Here is a 14,876-nt window from a genome sequence, read left to right on the forward strand (position 1 = left end):
TTAGCGGAAAGGCGGTTCGTTGAAGGCGCGCAGCTTGCGGCTGTGCAGGCGGGCGCCTTCCGCGCGCAACTTGTCGCAGGAGACGATACCGATCCGCAGATGGGCGGCGATTGCCTCTTCATAAAAGACATTCGCCTGTCCGGGCAGCTTGATCTCGCCATGCAGCGGCTTGTCCGAAACGCATAGCAGCGTGCCATAGGGGACGCGGAAGCGGTATCCCTGCGCGGCCAGTGTGGCGCTTTCCATTTCAATGGCAACGGCGCGGCTTTGTGACAGGCGGCGGGCCGTGTGGGTGTAGCGCAGTTCCCAGTTCCGGTCATCGGTGGTGACGACGGTGCCGGTGCGCATACGCTGCTTCAGGTCCAGCCCCTGCGCCCCGCTGACTTCTTCTGCGGCGGATGCCATCGCCACCTGCACTTCGGCGATGGCCGGGATGGGGATTTCCGGCGGCAGCACGGAATCGAGCACGTGGTCATCCCGCAGATAGGCGTGGGCGAGCACGAAATCGCCGATCTTCTGGCTGGGCCGCAAGCCGCCGCAATGGCCGATCATCATCCATGCTTCCGGCCGCAACACGGCCAGGTGATCGGTGATGGTCTTGGCATTGGACGGGCCGACGCCGATATTGACCAGCGTGATGCCAAGCCGCGATCCGGCCATCAGGTGATATGCGGGCATCTGGTGCCGGCGCCAGCTTGTTTCGGAAAGCTGGGCCTTCGCATTTTCCGTCGGGCTTTCGATCCGGAGGCCGCCCGTGCCGGACAGGGCGGTGTAGAAGCCATTGCCGACTTGCGTACCTGCCCAGTCCACGAATTCATCGATATAGCGGTGATAGTTCGTGAACAGGATGAAGCGCTGGAAATCACCTGGCCCTGTTCCGGTATAATGGGCGAGGCGAGCGAGACTGAAATCGGTGCGCAGGGCATCGAACAGGGAAAGCGGCATGGGCTGGTGCGGGTCCAGCTCGACATTATCGGCCAGCTCGTCTCCGATCAGCGCCAGATCCGTGGTCGGGAAATAGCGGGCGAGTTCTGTCGGCCGAATGCCGGCCATGGCTGCCCCCTGCTGCCCGTCCAGCACATAGGGAAAGGGGATTTCCTGGCGCGAGCGGGCAACCTCGATCTCGATTTCGTAATCGGCGGAAAGGAGATCCAGCTGCTCGGTCAGATATCCCGCAAACAGCGCAGGCCGCGTGACAGTGGTGGCATAAGTGCCGGGCATCTGCAGCCGCCCGAATGACCGTGTGCGGTCCTGCCGATCGCCGACGCCGGAATAATGCACCCGCAATTCGGGGTAGCAATAGCTGCCGTCGCGCCGGCGTTCGGAAGAAGGGAGCGCGCCCGTCCGCGCATATTCCGCGATATCGTTGCGCAGTCGTTCAACCGCCGCATCGTAAATTGCGGTCAGTTCCGAGATGATCTTTTGCGATTCCATATCTGCCACTTGCCAGTCCGGGGAGTTAATTCAAGCTTGCCTGATCGGCTGGCGGTGAAAGGCCGCCAGCGACCGTCTTCCCGTCGCCATGCCATGCGATTCTTGCCCCGGAGATCGCCCGTAAAGAAAAAGGCGCGATCCGAAGCCGGACCGCGCCTTTTCTGATTTCCCGGGAAGCAGGATCAGCCTTCGGTGGTTTCCTCACCTTCGGCTGCCTCGCCATCCCCCATCAGCTCGGCGGGAATTTCGCCGGGCTCAAGGGTCGGGTCCTGCGCTTCGGTGAAGCCTTCGCTCTCCGAACGCTCTTCCTCGTTCATGGCGGCGATCACGTCGACGCCCTGGCTCTGCAGTTCGGCCTCATCATCGGAACGGGCGACATTCGCCTTCACCGTGATGTGGACTTCCGGATGCAGGGCAACGGTCACGTCGAACATGCCGAGCGTCTTGATCGGGCTGCCCATGATGACCTGCTTCTTGTCGATCTGGTGGCCCTTGGCGGCCAGGCCAGACACGATGTCGCGGACATTGACGGAGCCGTAAAGCTGACCGGAGTTCGACGAAGCGCGGATCAGGACGATCTCGGTTCCGCTGATCTTCTCACCGGCCTTTTCGGCGTCGGTGCGGCGTTCGGCGTTTTCCTTCTCCAGGCGATCGCGATTCGCTTCGAAAACCTTCTTGTTGGCTTCGTTGGCGCGCAGGGCCTTTTTCTGCGGGAGCAGGAAATTGCGAGCGTATCCGTCACGCACATTGACGACATCGCCAATCGTGCCGAGCTTTTCGATACGTTCGAGCAGGATGATATCCATGATGCGGCCCTCCTTACTTCACGATGTAGGGCAGCAGGCCCAGATGACGGGCGCGCTTGATGGCCCGGGCCAGTTCACGCTGCTTCTTGGCGGAAACGGCGGTGATGCGGCTGGGGACGATCTTGCCACGTTCGGACATGAAGCCCTGCAGCAGGCGCACATCCTTGTAATCGATCTTCGGAGCGTCCTTGGCCGAAAACGGGCAGGACTTGCGGCGACGGAAAAACGGGCGAGCCATTAGCTATCTCCTCCGCGACGCTTACGTTCACGATCGTTCTTGCGCATCTGCACGGACGGACCTTCCTCATGCTCTTCCACAGCGATGGTGAGCCAGCGGATGATGTCTTCGTTGATGCGGTTCTGGCGCTCCAGCTCGGCGACGATGCTGCCCGGACCCTCGATATTGAGGAGGACGAAATGCGCCTTGCGGTTGCGGTCAATCTTGTAGGCGAGGCTCTTCAGGCCCCAGGTCTCGGTCTTGGTGACCTTGCCTTCATTCGCTTCCACGATTTCCGTGGCGGCTGCGGCAAGCGCGTCAACCTGGCTCTGGCTCAGGTCCTGACGCGCGAGAAACACGTGCTCGTAAAGAGCCATGCTGCGCTTCCTTTCACTTCATGCCGATCGCTGGCTTGCCGCACCGAATGCGCGGGGCCCCTCCGGCTTTCTTGACGATTTCCGCCCCCAACGACCCGTCAAAAACGCGGGCCAATATTCGCGGAAGGCGCGCACATACCGCAATCTGGCCGGAATGCAAGGGAAGGATCGCATTGGCCAGAGCCGCCGCGCCGCCTCAGCCGTCAGGCCAGCCCGCCCAGCAGGTTTTGCGCGAAATCGGTCAGCGTATCGTCACGCGCGCCCATTACCACGATCCGGTCGCCCGGGCGGGCCAGTTCGAGGATGCGCCTGCCGCAATCCTCCCGCGCGGGGATATGTTCGGCATTGCCGCCCGCCTCGCGGATCATCTGCACGATCCGTTCGCTGCCTTCGCTGCGATCCACCGTGCCGCCGAAATAGACCGGGTCGCACAGCAGCGTGACATCATCCGGTCCAAGTTCTTTCGCGAATGTGCGGGCCAGTTCGTGCCCCATCTGGCGCAGCGGGCCATAGCCATGAGGCTGGAAGAAGGCGATCACGCGCCCTTCATGCGCCTTCAGTGTGCGCAAGGTGGCGCGGCATTTTTCCGGATTGTGGCCGAAATCATCGATCACCACGATGCCGGAAGGGCTGGTGCCGATAATATCGAAACGCCGGGCCAGCCCCTTGAAACCGCGTAGGGCGATGACGGCATGTTCGACCGGCACCCCGGCTTCCGCCGCGCAGGCTATGGCTGCGAGCGCATTGGAGAGATTGTGCCTTCCCGGCATGTTCAGCACCAGCGGGTGCACGGTGGATTCCCGCCGGTCCACCACTGCGGCACGCAGGCCGGTGGGGGAATATTCCACCGTATCGGAGACTACGCCGATCTGCGCCTGCGGATTGTCTATGCCATAGGTGAGAGCGGCGGGCAGGTTTTCCGCCAGATAGCTGGCTTCCACATCATCGGCATTGACCACTGCCGCTTTCCCCGCGCGCAGGAAATTGCGGAACAGGACGCGCAATTCCTCCATGCTCTTGTGATCGAGGCTGACATTGAGCAGCAGCGATATTTCTGGACGGTACAGCGCGATAGAACCGTCGCTTTCATCCACTTCGCTGACGAAAACGGGGCCCTTGCCCACGCGGGCGCTGGCAAAGGGGGCATCGGGACCGGCGAAATTCTTCATCACCGCGCCGTTCATTATGGTCGGGTCATGCCCGGCCTTGTACATGATCCAGCCCAGCATCCCCGTGACCGTGCTCTTGCCGCTGGTTCCTGCAACGGCGAGCCCGTATCCGGACGCATTGAACAATCGGGCGAGCAGTTCCGCCCGTGTCATGCGAGGGCAGCCGAGTTCGTTGGCGCGGACGATTTCGGGGACCGTATCCTCGATCGCGGCCGAGGCGACCAGCGTCTGATCGGCGGAGATGATCCCGCTGCCATCCTGCGGGAACAGGGTGAAACCCTGCTGTTCCAGCCAGGCGAATTTTTCCGGACTGCGGCCCTGGTCGCGGCTGCGGTCGGATCCGGCGACTTCGGCGCCGTGGCCTTTCAGGATCGTGGCCAGCGGCAACATGCCGGAGCCACCGATGCCGCAGAAGAACCAGGGATGGGCGGTCAGCGATGCGGCGTCAGTCATTGCATCACAGCTATTCGTGCGCTCTCGACATTACAACTCGCAAAGCTAGGTGTCTGGCATGAAAAAGATCGCCATATGCGCGCCCTCCACGCCGATCACGCCCGGAATTGCGGAGCGGGTGACTGCCATCGCCGCCGGGTTTCCGGGGGCGGAGCTGCATTTTCATCCGCAATGTTTCGCCGAAGACGGGCATTTTGCAGGGGATGACGAGGCGCGCCTCGCCGCTCTGCTGGAATGCGCGAATGATCCGGGAATGGATGCAGTTTGGTTCGCCAAGGGCGGATATGGGGCAAACCGCATCGCGGCGCAGGCCGTGGCCGACATGGCGGAAGAGGCTGCGGGCAAGGTGTTCCTCGGATATTCGGATACCGGGTTCCTGCTCGGCGCACTGTATCGCGCCGGGATCGGGCGGCCGGTCCACGGCCCCATGCCCGTGGATATAAGGCGCGATGGCGGGGAGGCGGCCGTTCGCCGCAGTCTCGCCTTCCTGTGCGGGGAAGGGCAGGATGCGGATCTGGCGCTGGCCCAGCGGCCCGGCGTTGCCTTCAACCTGATGACGCTGGCGATGATCTGCGGCACCGAATTGATGCCGGATCTTTCCGGCCATGTGGTGATGGTGGAGGAGGTGGCAGAGCATCTTTATGCCGTCGATCGCCTGTTCTTCCACGTGACACAGCATCTGTCCGGCATCGCCGGTTTGCGGCTGGGAAGGATCAGCGACGTGCCGGAAAATGACCGGCCTTTCGGTGCTGAACCGGAAGAGATCGCGCGTTATTGGTGCGCACGTTCGGGCATTCCCTATCTTGGCAGCGCCGATATCGGCCATGATTCTGCCAACAAGATCGTGCCCTTCGGTCTTGCGACGGGTGCGGCCCGCTCCTAACCCGCGCCGCGAAGAGGAGAGTTACGATGACCGCATTCGTATTTCCGGGGCAGGGCAGCCAGAAAGTTGGCATGGGTGCCGAACTGGCCGAAGCCAGCACCGCCGCGCGCGAAGTTTTCGAGGAAGTGGACGAAGCCCTGGGCCAGAACCTGTCGCGCATCATGCGCGAAGGGCCGGAGGAAGAACTTACGCTGACTGAAAATGCGCAGCCCGCCATCATGGCCAATGCCATTGCCGTTCTCCGCGTGCTGGAGAAGGAAGGTGGGGTTTCCATTTCCGCCAAGGGCGATTGTGTCGCAGGCCATTCGCTGGGCGAATATACGGCATTGGCGGCGGTCGGCGCGTTCTCGCTGGCCGATACGGCGCGGCTGCTGAAACTGCGCGGCCAGGCCATGCAGGCGGCAGTGCCGGTGGGCGTGGGTGCCATGTGCGCATTGCTGGGCGCGGATCTGGAAAAGGCCACCAGGCTGGCCGAAGCCGCCGCCGAAGGGCAGGTCTGCGAAATCGCGAATGACAATGATCCGGGGCAGGTCGTGCTGTCCGGCCACCGGGAGGCGATCGAACGTGCGGTGGCTCTGGCCAAGGAACATGGTTGCAAGCGCGGCGTGCTGCTGCCCGTATCCGCGCCGTTCCACTGTTCGCTGATGCAGCCGGCGGCGGACGCCATGGCAGAGGCGCTGGACAAGACACGGCCGCAACCCATGCGCCTGCCGGTCTATGCCAATGTGACGGCCACACTGGTCAGCGATCCTGCGGTGGAGCGTGAATTGCTCGTCCAGCAGGTGACCGGCCGCGTCCGGTGGCGTGAAAGCGTGATTGCAATGAAGGAAGCGGGCACGGACCGCTTCATCGAACTTGGTGGCAAGGTGGTGGGCCCGATGATCGGCCGCACCGTGCAGGATGTCACCGTTACCAGCATACAGACCATGGCCGATATCGAAGCCCTGGCGAAGGAGATTTGACCATGTTCGATCTTACCGGAATGACTGCGCTCGTCACGGGCTCCAGCGGGGGAATCGGTTCATCCATTGCCCGGGCGCTTGCGCGGCAGGGCGCACGTCTGGCGCTGTCCGGATCGAACCCGGCGAAACTGCGCGCCTTTCGTGACGAACTGAATGAAGAATTCGGCCACGATCACGTGGAAATCACCTGCGACCTGTCGAACACGACACAGGTGGAAGAACTGGTGCCCGCGGCGGTCGATACGCTCGGCAAGCTGGACATACTCGTCAATAATGCCGGCATCACGCGCGACAATCTCGTGATGCGGATGAAAGACGATGAATGGCAGCAGGTCATGGCCATCAATCTGGAAGCGACCTTCCGCCTGATGCGCGCCAGCGTGCGCCCGATGATGAAGGCGAAATTCGGCCGCATCATCACCATTACCAGCATAGTCGGCGCCACGGGCAATCCGGGGCAGACGAATTATGCGGCCGCCAAGGCCGGCCTGACCGGCCTGACCAAGAGCTTCGCCCAGGAAGTGGCGAGCCGCGGCATCACGGCGAATTGCGTGGCTCCCGGCTTCATCCGCACTCCGATGACGGATGTTCTGCCCGATGCCCAGAAGGAAGCGCTGAATGCGCGCATCCCGATGGGCCGTATGGGCGAGGGTGAGGATATCGGTGCAGCTGTCGCCTATCTCTCATCCAAAGAGGCGGGTTATGTCACCGGGCAGACCCTGCATGTGAATGGCGGCATGGCGATGCTGGGGTAAGCGGCGGGCGTTCCGGAGTGGTTCGATCGTGATTTATCCCCAATCGAATCCGCTCCGGGAGGTATTCGTCCTTGCCGCGATCATCCTCACCGCTAAGGGTATAGGACGATTTATCCGGCGCTTGTGGGCGATTCCGGCCTCGGCGGCGCAAGGGGGTTAGAAGGGTTTTATGAAAGCCACCATTGAACGAGCCAGGCTGCTGCGCTGTCTGTCCCATGTCCAGTCGGTGGTGGAACGGCGTAATACGATCCCCATCCTGTCCAATGTCCTGATCGAGGCGGATGCCGATGGTCGGGTCAAGATCACTGCAACCGATCTGGATCTGCAGGTGGTCGAAAGCCTGGCTGCCGTGTCGGTGGACGGGGCAGGGGCGATCACCGTGTCCGCCCATCTTCTGTTCGATATTGCACGCAAATTGCCGGACGGGGCGCAGGTAAGCCTCGAAACGGCGGATAACCGCATGACGGTGAAGGCCGGGCGCAGCCGTTTCCAGCTGCCGACCCTGCCGCGCGATGATTTCCCCGTGATCGTGGAAGGCGATCTGCCGACTTCGTTCCGGCTTCCGGCCAGGCAATTGGCGGAAATGGTCGATCGCACGCGCTTTGCCATCTCCACGGAAGAAACGCGTTATTATCTGAACGGCATTTTCCTGCATGTTTCGGATGATGACGGGCCGGTGCTGAAAGCTGCGGCGACTGATGGCCATCGCCTTGCCCGCTTCACCCTTCCGCGTCCGGAAGGGGCGGAAGGCATGCCCGATGTGATCGTGCCGCGAAAGGCCGTGGCCGAATTGCGCAAGCTTCTGGAAGAAGCGCTGGACGGCGATGTTTCGATCGACCTGTCCGCCAGCAAGATTCGCTTCACCATGGGCGGGGAAGGCGGCGTGGTGCTCACCAGCAAGCTGATTGACGGGACATTCCCGGATTACAGCCGCGTCATTCCCACGGGCAATGACAAGCTGCTGAAGCTTGATCCGAAGAGCTTCTATGAAGGCGTGGACCGCGTGGCGACCATCGCCACGGAAAAGACGCGCGCCGTCAAGATGGGCCTGGAACCGGACAGGGTGACGCTGTCGGTGACCAGCCCGGACAATGGCACGGCGGCAGAAGAAGTACCCGCCAGCTATAGCTCCGACCCCTTCGAGATTGGCTTCAACGCCAATTATCTGAAGGACATACTGGCGCAGATTGATAGCGATTCGGTGGAGCTGCACCTGGCCGATCCGGGTGCGCCAACACTGATCCGTCAGGACGAGAAGAGCCCGGCGCTCTATGTCCTGATGCCGATGCGGGTCTGATATTCGCGCTGAGCGGCTGCCCCGATGCGGGGCCTGCCGCTCAGCCGCGGGCCTTTATCATTTTCTCGATATCGACGAATTTTTCGCGCGGGGCGCCGTCGCGCGCGGCGGCCTCTTCTGCTTCCTCGATCTTCTTCCAATCGCGGAAGGTCACGAGATTCAGTCCGCGCTTTCTGGCCAGTTCATCGAAGCCGGCGCGACCCGCCTTGCTACCACCGCCCAGCAGGCCCTTTTCGATGTCCTCGGCAATCAGCTGCACGATGCCCTGCCCGTCGGGCCGGTTGGTGCCTATCGTGCCGCTTGGTCCGCGCCGGGCCCAGCCCACGCAATAGAGGCCGGGGAGGATCCGCCCTTCGTCATTGGCGAAACGGCCCGCACGCTCGTCATACGGTACGCCGGGGATTGGCATGCTGCGATAGCCGATGCAGCTGACCACGAGCGAAGCGGGAATGCGGAAGCTTTCGCCCGTGCCTTCGGCCCGACCTTTGACGATCCGGGTCCGCTCAACCTCGATTTCCTGCACTTTTCCGTCACCGATCAGGGCCTTGGGCTGGGCGAGAAAGGCGAATTCGATGCTGACTTTTCTGGCCTTGCGTTCCGCCTCCGGGATGGTGGCAAATTCGCGCAGCAGGGCGACCGATTTGCGCAGCCCGGGTTCCAGTATCGCATCCTCTTCCGGGGGCGGAAGATCCGCCGGATCGACATAAGGCGCAGCCCGTTCAAGCCTGCCCAGCTCCCCCAGTTCCTTGGGCGTCATCATGATCTGATGAGGGCCGCGGCGGCCGAGAATCACGATTTTTTCGATATTGGATGTATCGAGCGCCGTCAGCGCATGGGCGACGATATCGCTGCCTTCGAACTCGCCCGGCGTTTTGGCCAATATCCGCGCGACATCCAGCGCGACATTGCCCATGCCGATGATCACCGCCGTTCTCCCACCAAGGTCAGGATCGAGATCGGCAAATTTCGGATGGCCGTTATACCAGCCGACAAAGGCCGCACTGCCGAACACATTGCCCAGTTCCTCGCCGGGAATGTTCAGCTCGCGGTCGTGCGGGGCCCCTGTTGCCAGCACCACCGCGTCATAGAGATTCTGCAATTCGGCCACGGTAACATCGCTGCCGACGCTGACATTGCCGACGAAGCGTACATTTTCGCTCAGCGCCACTTTTTCGTACCGGCGCGCGACGCCCTTGATGGATTGGTGGTCCGGCGCGACGCCTGTGCGGATCAGGCCATAAGGTACTGGTAATTCGTCAAAGACATCCACGCACACATTGTCGCCGAGATTTTTCTGTGCGGCCTCCGCTGTGTAGTAGCCGGCCGGGCCGGAGCCGATTATCGCAATGTGGCGCATATTCGCATCCTCTCGCGCAATTCGCTGCCACACGGTGTAATCCGATAAGGCTGCGCGGCAAGTATATCCGGAGATGAAAAAGGGCGGTGCCTTAACCGTTTTTCAAAGCTGACAGGCCATTGACGGTCCATGTCGAACGCTGTCCGGGCAAGATATTCGTCCTCCCCTGGAGAGACAGGTTCAGGCCCGGCCAACCGGGCGTTGGCGGTCAATCCGGATGGGATCGACCGTCGGCAGCGTTCGCGGCGCGGATCCCCCGGCGGCCGGGCGCTGGTTCCCGCTCCGGTATTGTCTGAAAATCCTGCATGGTTTCCGCGGCGCTGGCCGTTCCTTATCCTTGCCATGATTGTCACGGCGGGCATCGGCCTGGCGGCTTTCTCCTCTCCGCCTTCACCCTGGATACTGGGTATGTTGGCGTTGTCGGTGGCGCTGGCAGGGGGGATCGGCTTCGCCCATGATCGGCTCGGCCATCAGGGCGTGAAGGTGCGCATGGTGGCCGTGGCCGGATTCGTGGTGACGCCGCTTTTCCTGTTCGGCCTCGGCATGACGATGTGGACAGTGAACCAGCAATTGCCCTGGGACGTTGTCCTGGCCGCTCTGCTTTGCGTCGGCGGTATCGCTTCGGCCTATCTTCGCAGACAGCCGGCGCTGATCTTCGCCAGCCAGATCGCTATCTGGTCCGCCGCAGTATTTGTGCAGCAGTCGCTCGCCGGTGCCGTGGCCCTGTTCGTGGCTCTTTGTGTTGCCGTGCCGGTCAGCCGCGAGCAGCAGCGGGAACAGCATGATGACGAGGTCCGCCGTGAAGCGCGCGATCGGATGCAGACCCGCGCCCGCGACATTCTGACCGATTACGAGAAAACCCAGCAGGGCTGGTTCTGGGAAACCGACCGCCGATCGCTGCTCACCTATATTTCGGCGCCGATCGCCAATGCGCTCGGTTATGCGCAGGAAGACCTGATCGGCCAGCCATTCGTCGATCTGTTCAATCTGGAACGGACGGAGCAGGAAGGCGAACGGACGCTGATGTTCCACCTGACCGCGCGTTCATTCTTCCGTGAGCTGCCGGTTCGCGCGGCCATCGACGGGGAAGAGCGATGGTGGTCTGTAAGTGGCCGCCCGATCTATGACAATTTTCACAATTTCGTCGGCTTCAGGGGTTCCGGGACCGACCTGACCGAGAAGAAGCGCAGCCAGGAGGACGCATCCCGCCTGGCTCATTTCGATTCACTGACGGGTCTCGCCAATCGTTTCCAGATGTCGCAGACGCTGGAACATATTCTGACCGCGCCGCGCGACATGAACCGTGAATGTTCGGTTCTGCTGCTCGATCTCGATCGGTTCAAGCGCGTCAATGATACGATGGGTCATCCCGCAGGCGATGCGCTGTTGCAGCAGGTTGCGCAGCGGCTCAAACGCGCGGTGGACCAGATGGGCAAGGTCGGCAGGCTGGGTGGCGACGAATTCGAAGTCATTGTCGGCGGCCGGACTGAACGCCGGGCGCTGGCGAATTTGGCGGAAACGATCATCCATTCGCTGTCGCAGCCCTATTCGATCGACGGCCAGCGCGTGGTTATCGGCGTGTCGGTGGGGATTGCCATCTCGCCCGAACACGGGACCACCAGCGAGGAACTGATCCGCAATGCCGATCTCGCGCTTTATGCCGCCAAGGATGGCGGGCGCGGACGGTATCATTTCTACGCGCAGGATCTCCATGCCGAGGCGGAGGCACGCGCCCAGCTGGAACGCGATCTGCGTGATGCCATTGTCCAGGGGGATTTGCAGCTATTCTATCAGCCCGTCGTATCCACAGCGACGGAGTGTATTACCGGCTTCGAGGCGCTGATGCGCTGGCGACATCCGGTAAAGGGCTGGATTCCGCCGGACAAATTCGTCGCTGCGGGTGAGGAAACCGGCCTGATCGCGCAGATGGGCGAATGGGCATTGCGCACGGCCTGCCACGATCTGGCGAAATGGCCGGAAGAGGTGCGCGTGGCGGTCAATGTCTCGCCGCTGCAATTCTCCAATCCGCAATTGCCGAATATCGTGACCAATGCACTCGCCCGGGCTGGTGTCGACCCATCGCGTCTGGAGCTGGAGATTACCGAAAGCGTGTTCCTCAATGACGATGAAGGGACAGATGCGATGTTCGCCGCGCTTAAACGCGTGGGCGTGCGCATGGCGCTCGACGATTTCGGCACCGGCTATTCCTCGCTCGGCTATCTGAAGAAGGCGCCGTTCGACAAGATCAAGATCGACCAGAGCTTCGTGCGCGGGGCGACCCAGCCCGGCAGCCGCAACGGTGCGATCATCGCATCCATCACCAGCCTGGCCCAGGCGCTGGGCATGGATACCACGGCCGAAGGCGTGGAGACGCTGGACGAGCTGGACCTGGTGCGCATGCATGGTTGCAGCCATGTGCAGGGCTTTATCTATGAATGTCCGCTATCTTCGGAGGATGCGCTGGCGCGTCTGGAGCAGGGGCTGGCTGCCATTGCGTCCGGCCCGCGTTCCGCGCGGGCGCCGCGCCAGACCATGCTGCGCAAGGTGGTGCTCGACCATGAAGGGCAGCGTTACAAGGGAACGATCCGGAATATTTCCGATGGCGGCGCCATGGTCGAAGGCCTGTGGAATGTTCCGATCGGAACAATATTCGAAGTCCGTCTGTCGGAATCCCATCGCGTGAAAGGCATTGTGCGCTGGTGTCAGGAAAACCGGATGGGCCTGCAGTTCGAACTGCCGCTGGGACGCGATGATTGCGGCCGCATCGCGGCAGTGCAGGAAAAGGCGCCCCTGCGTTTGCAAGGCGCCGCCTGATCCGCGCGGGCTTAGCCATTTGGTAAGTGCAATGAACCTATAAGGCGTTGCTGAATTAACCCTTTTCAATGACCAAGAGAGGAAATGTCCGCGATGGCGATGCGCAGCGTATTGCGGAATCTGAGCGGAGCGAGATCCTCTGCCGCCGCGATTGCGCAAGCGGCCGCGGCTCATGACAAGGGCGGGAACCCATCCTCCCTGTCCGGCGACGAGCGCCTGCAAATGCTCGACGCGATCGAGGAAGAGGGCATTGCGTGGTTCTGGGCAACCAATGCTGAAAACCACCTGACCTATCTTTCCGCATCGGCTGCGCGGCATCTCGGGGAAGATGTGCGGATATTCGGCCAGCCCCTCGGCCAGATCATGGAAACCGTTGGCGAGGACGAGGAAAACGGGCCTGAAAGATCGCTCAATTTTCTGCTCACCGCGCACCAGAAATTTGCCGATATCACCGTCAGACTGGAAACCGGGCAGGGGCCGGTCTGGTGGTCGCTGACGGGCCGGCCGCATTTTGGCGAAAACCGCGAATTCCTTGGCTACAGGGGCAGTGCAAAGGATATTTCCGAACTGTTCCAGCAGCGGCGGGACGCATCGCGCCTGGCGCAGTTCGATGCGCTGACCGGGCTCGCCAACCGCCACCGGATGAGCAGACGGCTGGCGACGATCCTGGCCAGTTGCCGCGCAAGCAAGCGCAGTTGCGCCATGCTGATGCTGGATCTGGACCGCTTCAAGCAGGTTAATGACACGCTCGGCCACCCTGCGGGCGATGATCTGCTGAAACAGGTGGCGCAGCGCCTGCGCCGCGTGATTACGGAAAATGCGGAAATCGGCCGCCTTGGTGGGGACGAATTCCAGATCATTCTGCCTGACATCGATGATCGGGGCCGTCTGGGGGAATTGGCGCACAGGATCATCCAGATGATCTCGCAGCCTTATTCCATCGAAGATAGCCGGGCAATAATCGGCACCTCGGTGGGGATCGCGATTGCCCCCTATGATGGCCTTGAACCGGACGATCTGACCAAGGCGGCGGACCTTGCGCTCTATGCTTCCAAGGATGGCGGACGCGGACGGTACCGTTTCTATTCCAACGATCTGAAGGATTCGGCGCAGGAACGGCGGGAGATCGAAGAGGATCTGCGCGGCGCCCTGGCGCGGGGCGAGCTGGAACTGCATTATCAGCCGGTCGTCCGGGCAGCCGACCATATGCTCAGCGGATTCGAAGCGCAGATTCGCTGGAACCATCCGGAACGCGGCTATGTCAGCCCTGCGCAGTTCCTGCCTGTTGCGGAAGATAGCGGCCTGGCCTCTCCCATCGGGGCATGGGCCATAAGGCAGGCCTGCGAAGATGCGGCGCATTGGCCGGGCAGCTTGCGCGTTTCGATCAATGTGTCCGAACAGCAGTTCAATTCAGAAGAGCTTGCCTCGATCGTCGCCAAGTCGCTTGGTGCCACGGGTCTCATGCCGGAACGGCTGGAGCTGGAGATCGCCGAGAGCGTCTTCATGGGCGATGTCGAACTGGTCGACCGGATTTTCAGCCAGTTGAAGAAGCTCGGCGTTCGGCTCGCTCTGGATGAATTCGGCACCGGTAATTCATCGCTTTCCTATCTGCGCAAGACGCCGTTCGACTGTATCAAGATCCATCCCAGCTTCGTGCGCGAATGTACGGAAACGGGCAGCCCCAATGCTGCGATCATCGCGGCGATCGTCAGCCTGGCCAATGCTCTCGGCATGGAAACCACCGCCGAAGGGGTGGAGGCGATGGACGAGCTGGAACTTGTCTGCGACCGGGGGGCAACCAATATCCAGGGTTTCGTCTATTCCCGCGCGATGCCGCAGGCCGATGTGCTGGACAAGGTCGGTTCGGGCGATCTCCGCTTCGAACCCAGCGGCCCGCCCATGCACCGGGCGGAACGGCGCACGGTCTATCGCCGGATTGGCGTAATCCACGAAAATCACCGTTACGAAGCGGTGTTGCGCAATCTTTCCCGCACCGGCGCACGGATTGACGGCCTGCTGGATGTGCCGGTCGGCACCGAGCTGGTTCTCGATCTGGGGGAAGGGCAACTGGTTGTCGCCACCGTGCGGAGATCGCAGGATGCGACGCAGGGGCTGGAATTCGAAACGCCGCTGATCAGCAACGGGTCCGACGGGCTCTGCACCCGTTATCGCATCTCTCCTTACGCGCTCGCCGCGGCCGGGATGCCGTTGCGGTCGCTGCCGCCGGGCGATTATCCGCTGATCGGCAATGGCCAGAATGGCCAGCCCGCAGGGAGGCCGCGCTTCATGCAGGTGGACCTTTCCGCTGCATCCGGGCGCGCTGCATGATCACAGCCTGCTGACAGCGGGCGC

The 14,876-nt window shown here is 62.1% G+C and carries 12 protein-coding genes; 6 read left to right on the forward strand and 6 right to left on the reverse strand.

Going from position 1 to position 14,876, the window contains the following annotated elements; all coding sequences use genetic code 11:
* From WYH_RS01130 to WYH_RS01150, 5 genes are all read right to left on the reverse strand, one after another.
* Positions 1-1,434: an AMP nucleosidase gene (locus WYH_RS01130; RefSeq protein ID WP_046902361.1), complete on the reverse strand. Its 1,434-nt coding sequence runs from the start codon at positions 1,432-1,434 to the stop codon at positions 1-3.
* 182 nt (positions 1,435-1,616) lie between these two features.
* Positions 1,617-2,240: a 50S ribosomal protein L9 gene (gene rplI, locus WYH_RS01135; protein WP_046902362.1), complete on the reverse strand. Its 624-nt coding sequence runs from the start codon at positions 2,238-2,240 to the stop codon at positions 1,617-1,619.
* Positions 2,241-2,253: 13 nt separating this feature from the next.
* Positions 2,254-2,478: a 30S ribosomal protein S18 gene (rpsR, locus tag WYH_RS01140; protein ID WP_046902363.1), complete on the reverse strand. Its 225-nt coding sequence runs from the start codon at positions 2,476-2,478 to the stop codon at positions 2,254-2,256.
* On the reverse strand, positions 2,478-2,834 hold the full coding sequence (rpsF, locus tag WYH_RS01145; protein ID WP_046902364.1) for a 30S ribosomal protein S6: 357 nt from the start codon (positions 2,832-2,834) through the stop codon (positions 2,478-2,480). The genes rpsR and rpsF overlap by 1 nt, the downstream gene beginning before the upstream one ends.
* Before the next feature lie 203 nt (positions 2,835-3,037).
* Complete coding sequence (locus tag WYH_RS01150) at positions 3,038-4,456, reverse strand: glutamate ligase domain-containing protein (protein ID WP_046902365.1); 1,419 nt, start codon at positions 4,454-4,456, stop codon at positions 3,038-3,040.
* A gap of 58 nt (positions 4,457-4,514) precedes the next feature.
* Between WYH_RS01150 and WYH_RS01155 the strand changes: the two genes are divergently transcribed.
* The 4 genes from WYH_RS01155 to dnaN all read left to right on the forward strand — a co-directional run bounded on the left by WYH_RS01155 (position 4,515) and on the right by dnaN (position 8,353).
* Positions 4,515-5,339 (forward strand): LD-carboxypeptidase, encoded by an 825-nt coding sequence (locus WYH_RS01155; protein WP_046902366.1) that lies wholly within the window; start codon positions 4,515-4,517, stop codon positions 5,337-5,339.
* A gap of 26 nt (positions 5,340-5,365) precedes the next feature.
* Complete coding sequence (gene fabD / locus WYH_RS01160; protein WP_046902367.1) at positions 5,366-6,301, forward strand: ACP S-malonyltransferase; 936 nt, start codon at positions 5,366-5,368, stop codon at positions 6,299-6,301.
* Positions 6,302-6,303: 2 nt separating this feature from the next.
* Entirely contained in the window at positions 6,304-7,056 is a 753-nt protein-coding gene (fabG, locus tag WYH_RS01165; protein ID WP_046902368.1) for a 3-oxoacyl-[acyl-carrier-protein] reductase, read from the forward strand.
* A 169-nt stretch (positions 7,057-7,225) separates the two neighbouring features.
* On the forward strand, positions 7,226-8,353 hold the full coding sequence (gene dnaN, locus WYH_RS01170; RefSeq protein ID WP_046902369.1) for a DNA polymerase III subunit beta: 1,128 nt from the start codon (positions 7,226-7,228) through the stop codon (positions 8,351-8,353).
* A gap of 40 nt (positions 8,354-8,393) precedes the next feature.
* On the opposite strand, the gene WYH_RS01175 is transcribed toward dnaN, so the two are convergent.
* On the reverse strand, positions 8,394-9,710 hold the full coding sequence (locus WYH_RS01175; protein WP_046902370.1) for an FAD-dependent oxidoreductase: 1,317 nt from the start codon (positions 9,708-9,710) through the stop codon (positions 8,394-8,396).
* A 408-nt stretch (positions 9,711-10,118) separates the two neighbouring features.
* Here WYH_RS01175 and WYH_RS01180 point away from each other — a divergent pair, with 408 nt between their 5' ends.
* Together WYH_RS01180 and WYH_RS01185 are read left to right on the forward strand one after the other, a co-directional pair.
* Positions 10,119-12,524 (forward strand): EAL domain-containing protein, encoded by a 2,406-nt coding sequence (locus WYH_RS01180; RefSeq protein ID WP_342341745.1) that lies wholly within the window; start codon positions 10,119-10,121, stop codon positions 12,522-12,524.
* Positions 12,525-12,608: 84 nt separating this feature from the next.
* Positions 12,609-14,852: an EAL domain-containing protein gene (locus tag WYH_RS01185; RefSeq protein ID WP_244877941.1), complete on the forward strand. Its 2,244-nt coding sequence runs from the start codon at positions 12,609-12,611 to the stop codon at positions 14,850-14,852.
* The last annotated feature ends 24 nt before the right edge of the window (positions 14,853-14,876 follow it).

The sequence above is a fragment of the Croceibacterium atlanticum genome, from assembly GCF_001008165.2.
GTDB classification, from domain to species: Bacteria; Pseudomonadota; Alphaproteobacteria; order Sphingomonadales; family Sphingomonadaceae; genus Croceibacterium_C; species Croceibacterium_C atlanticum.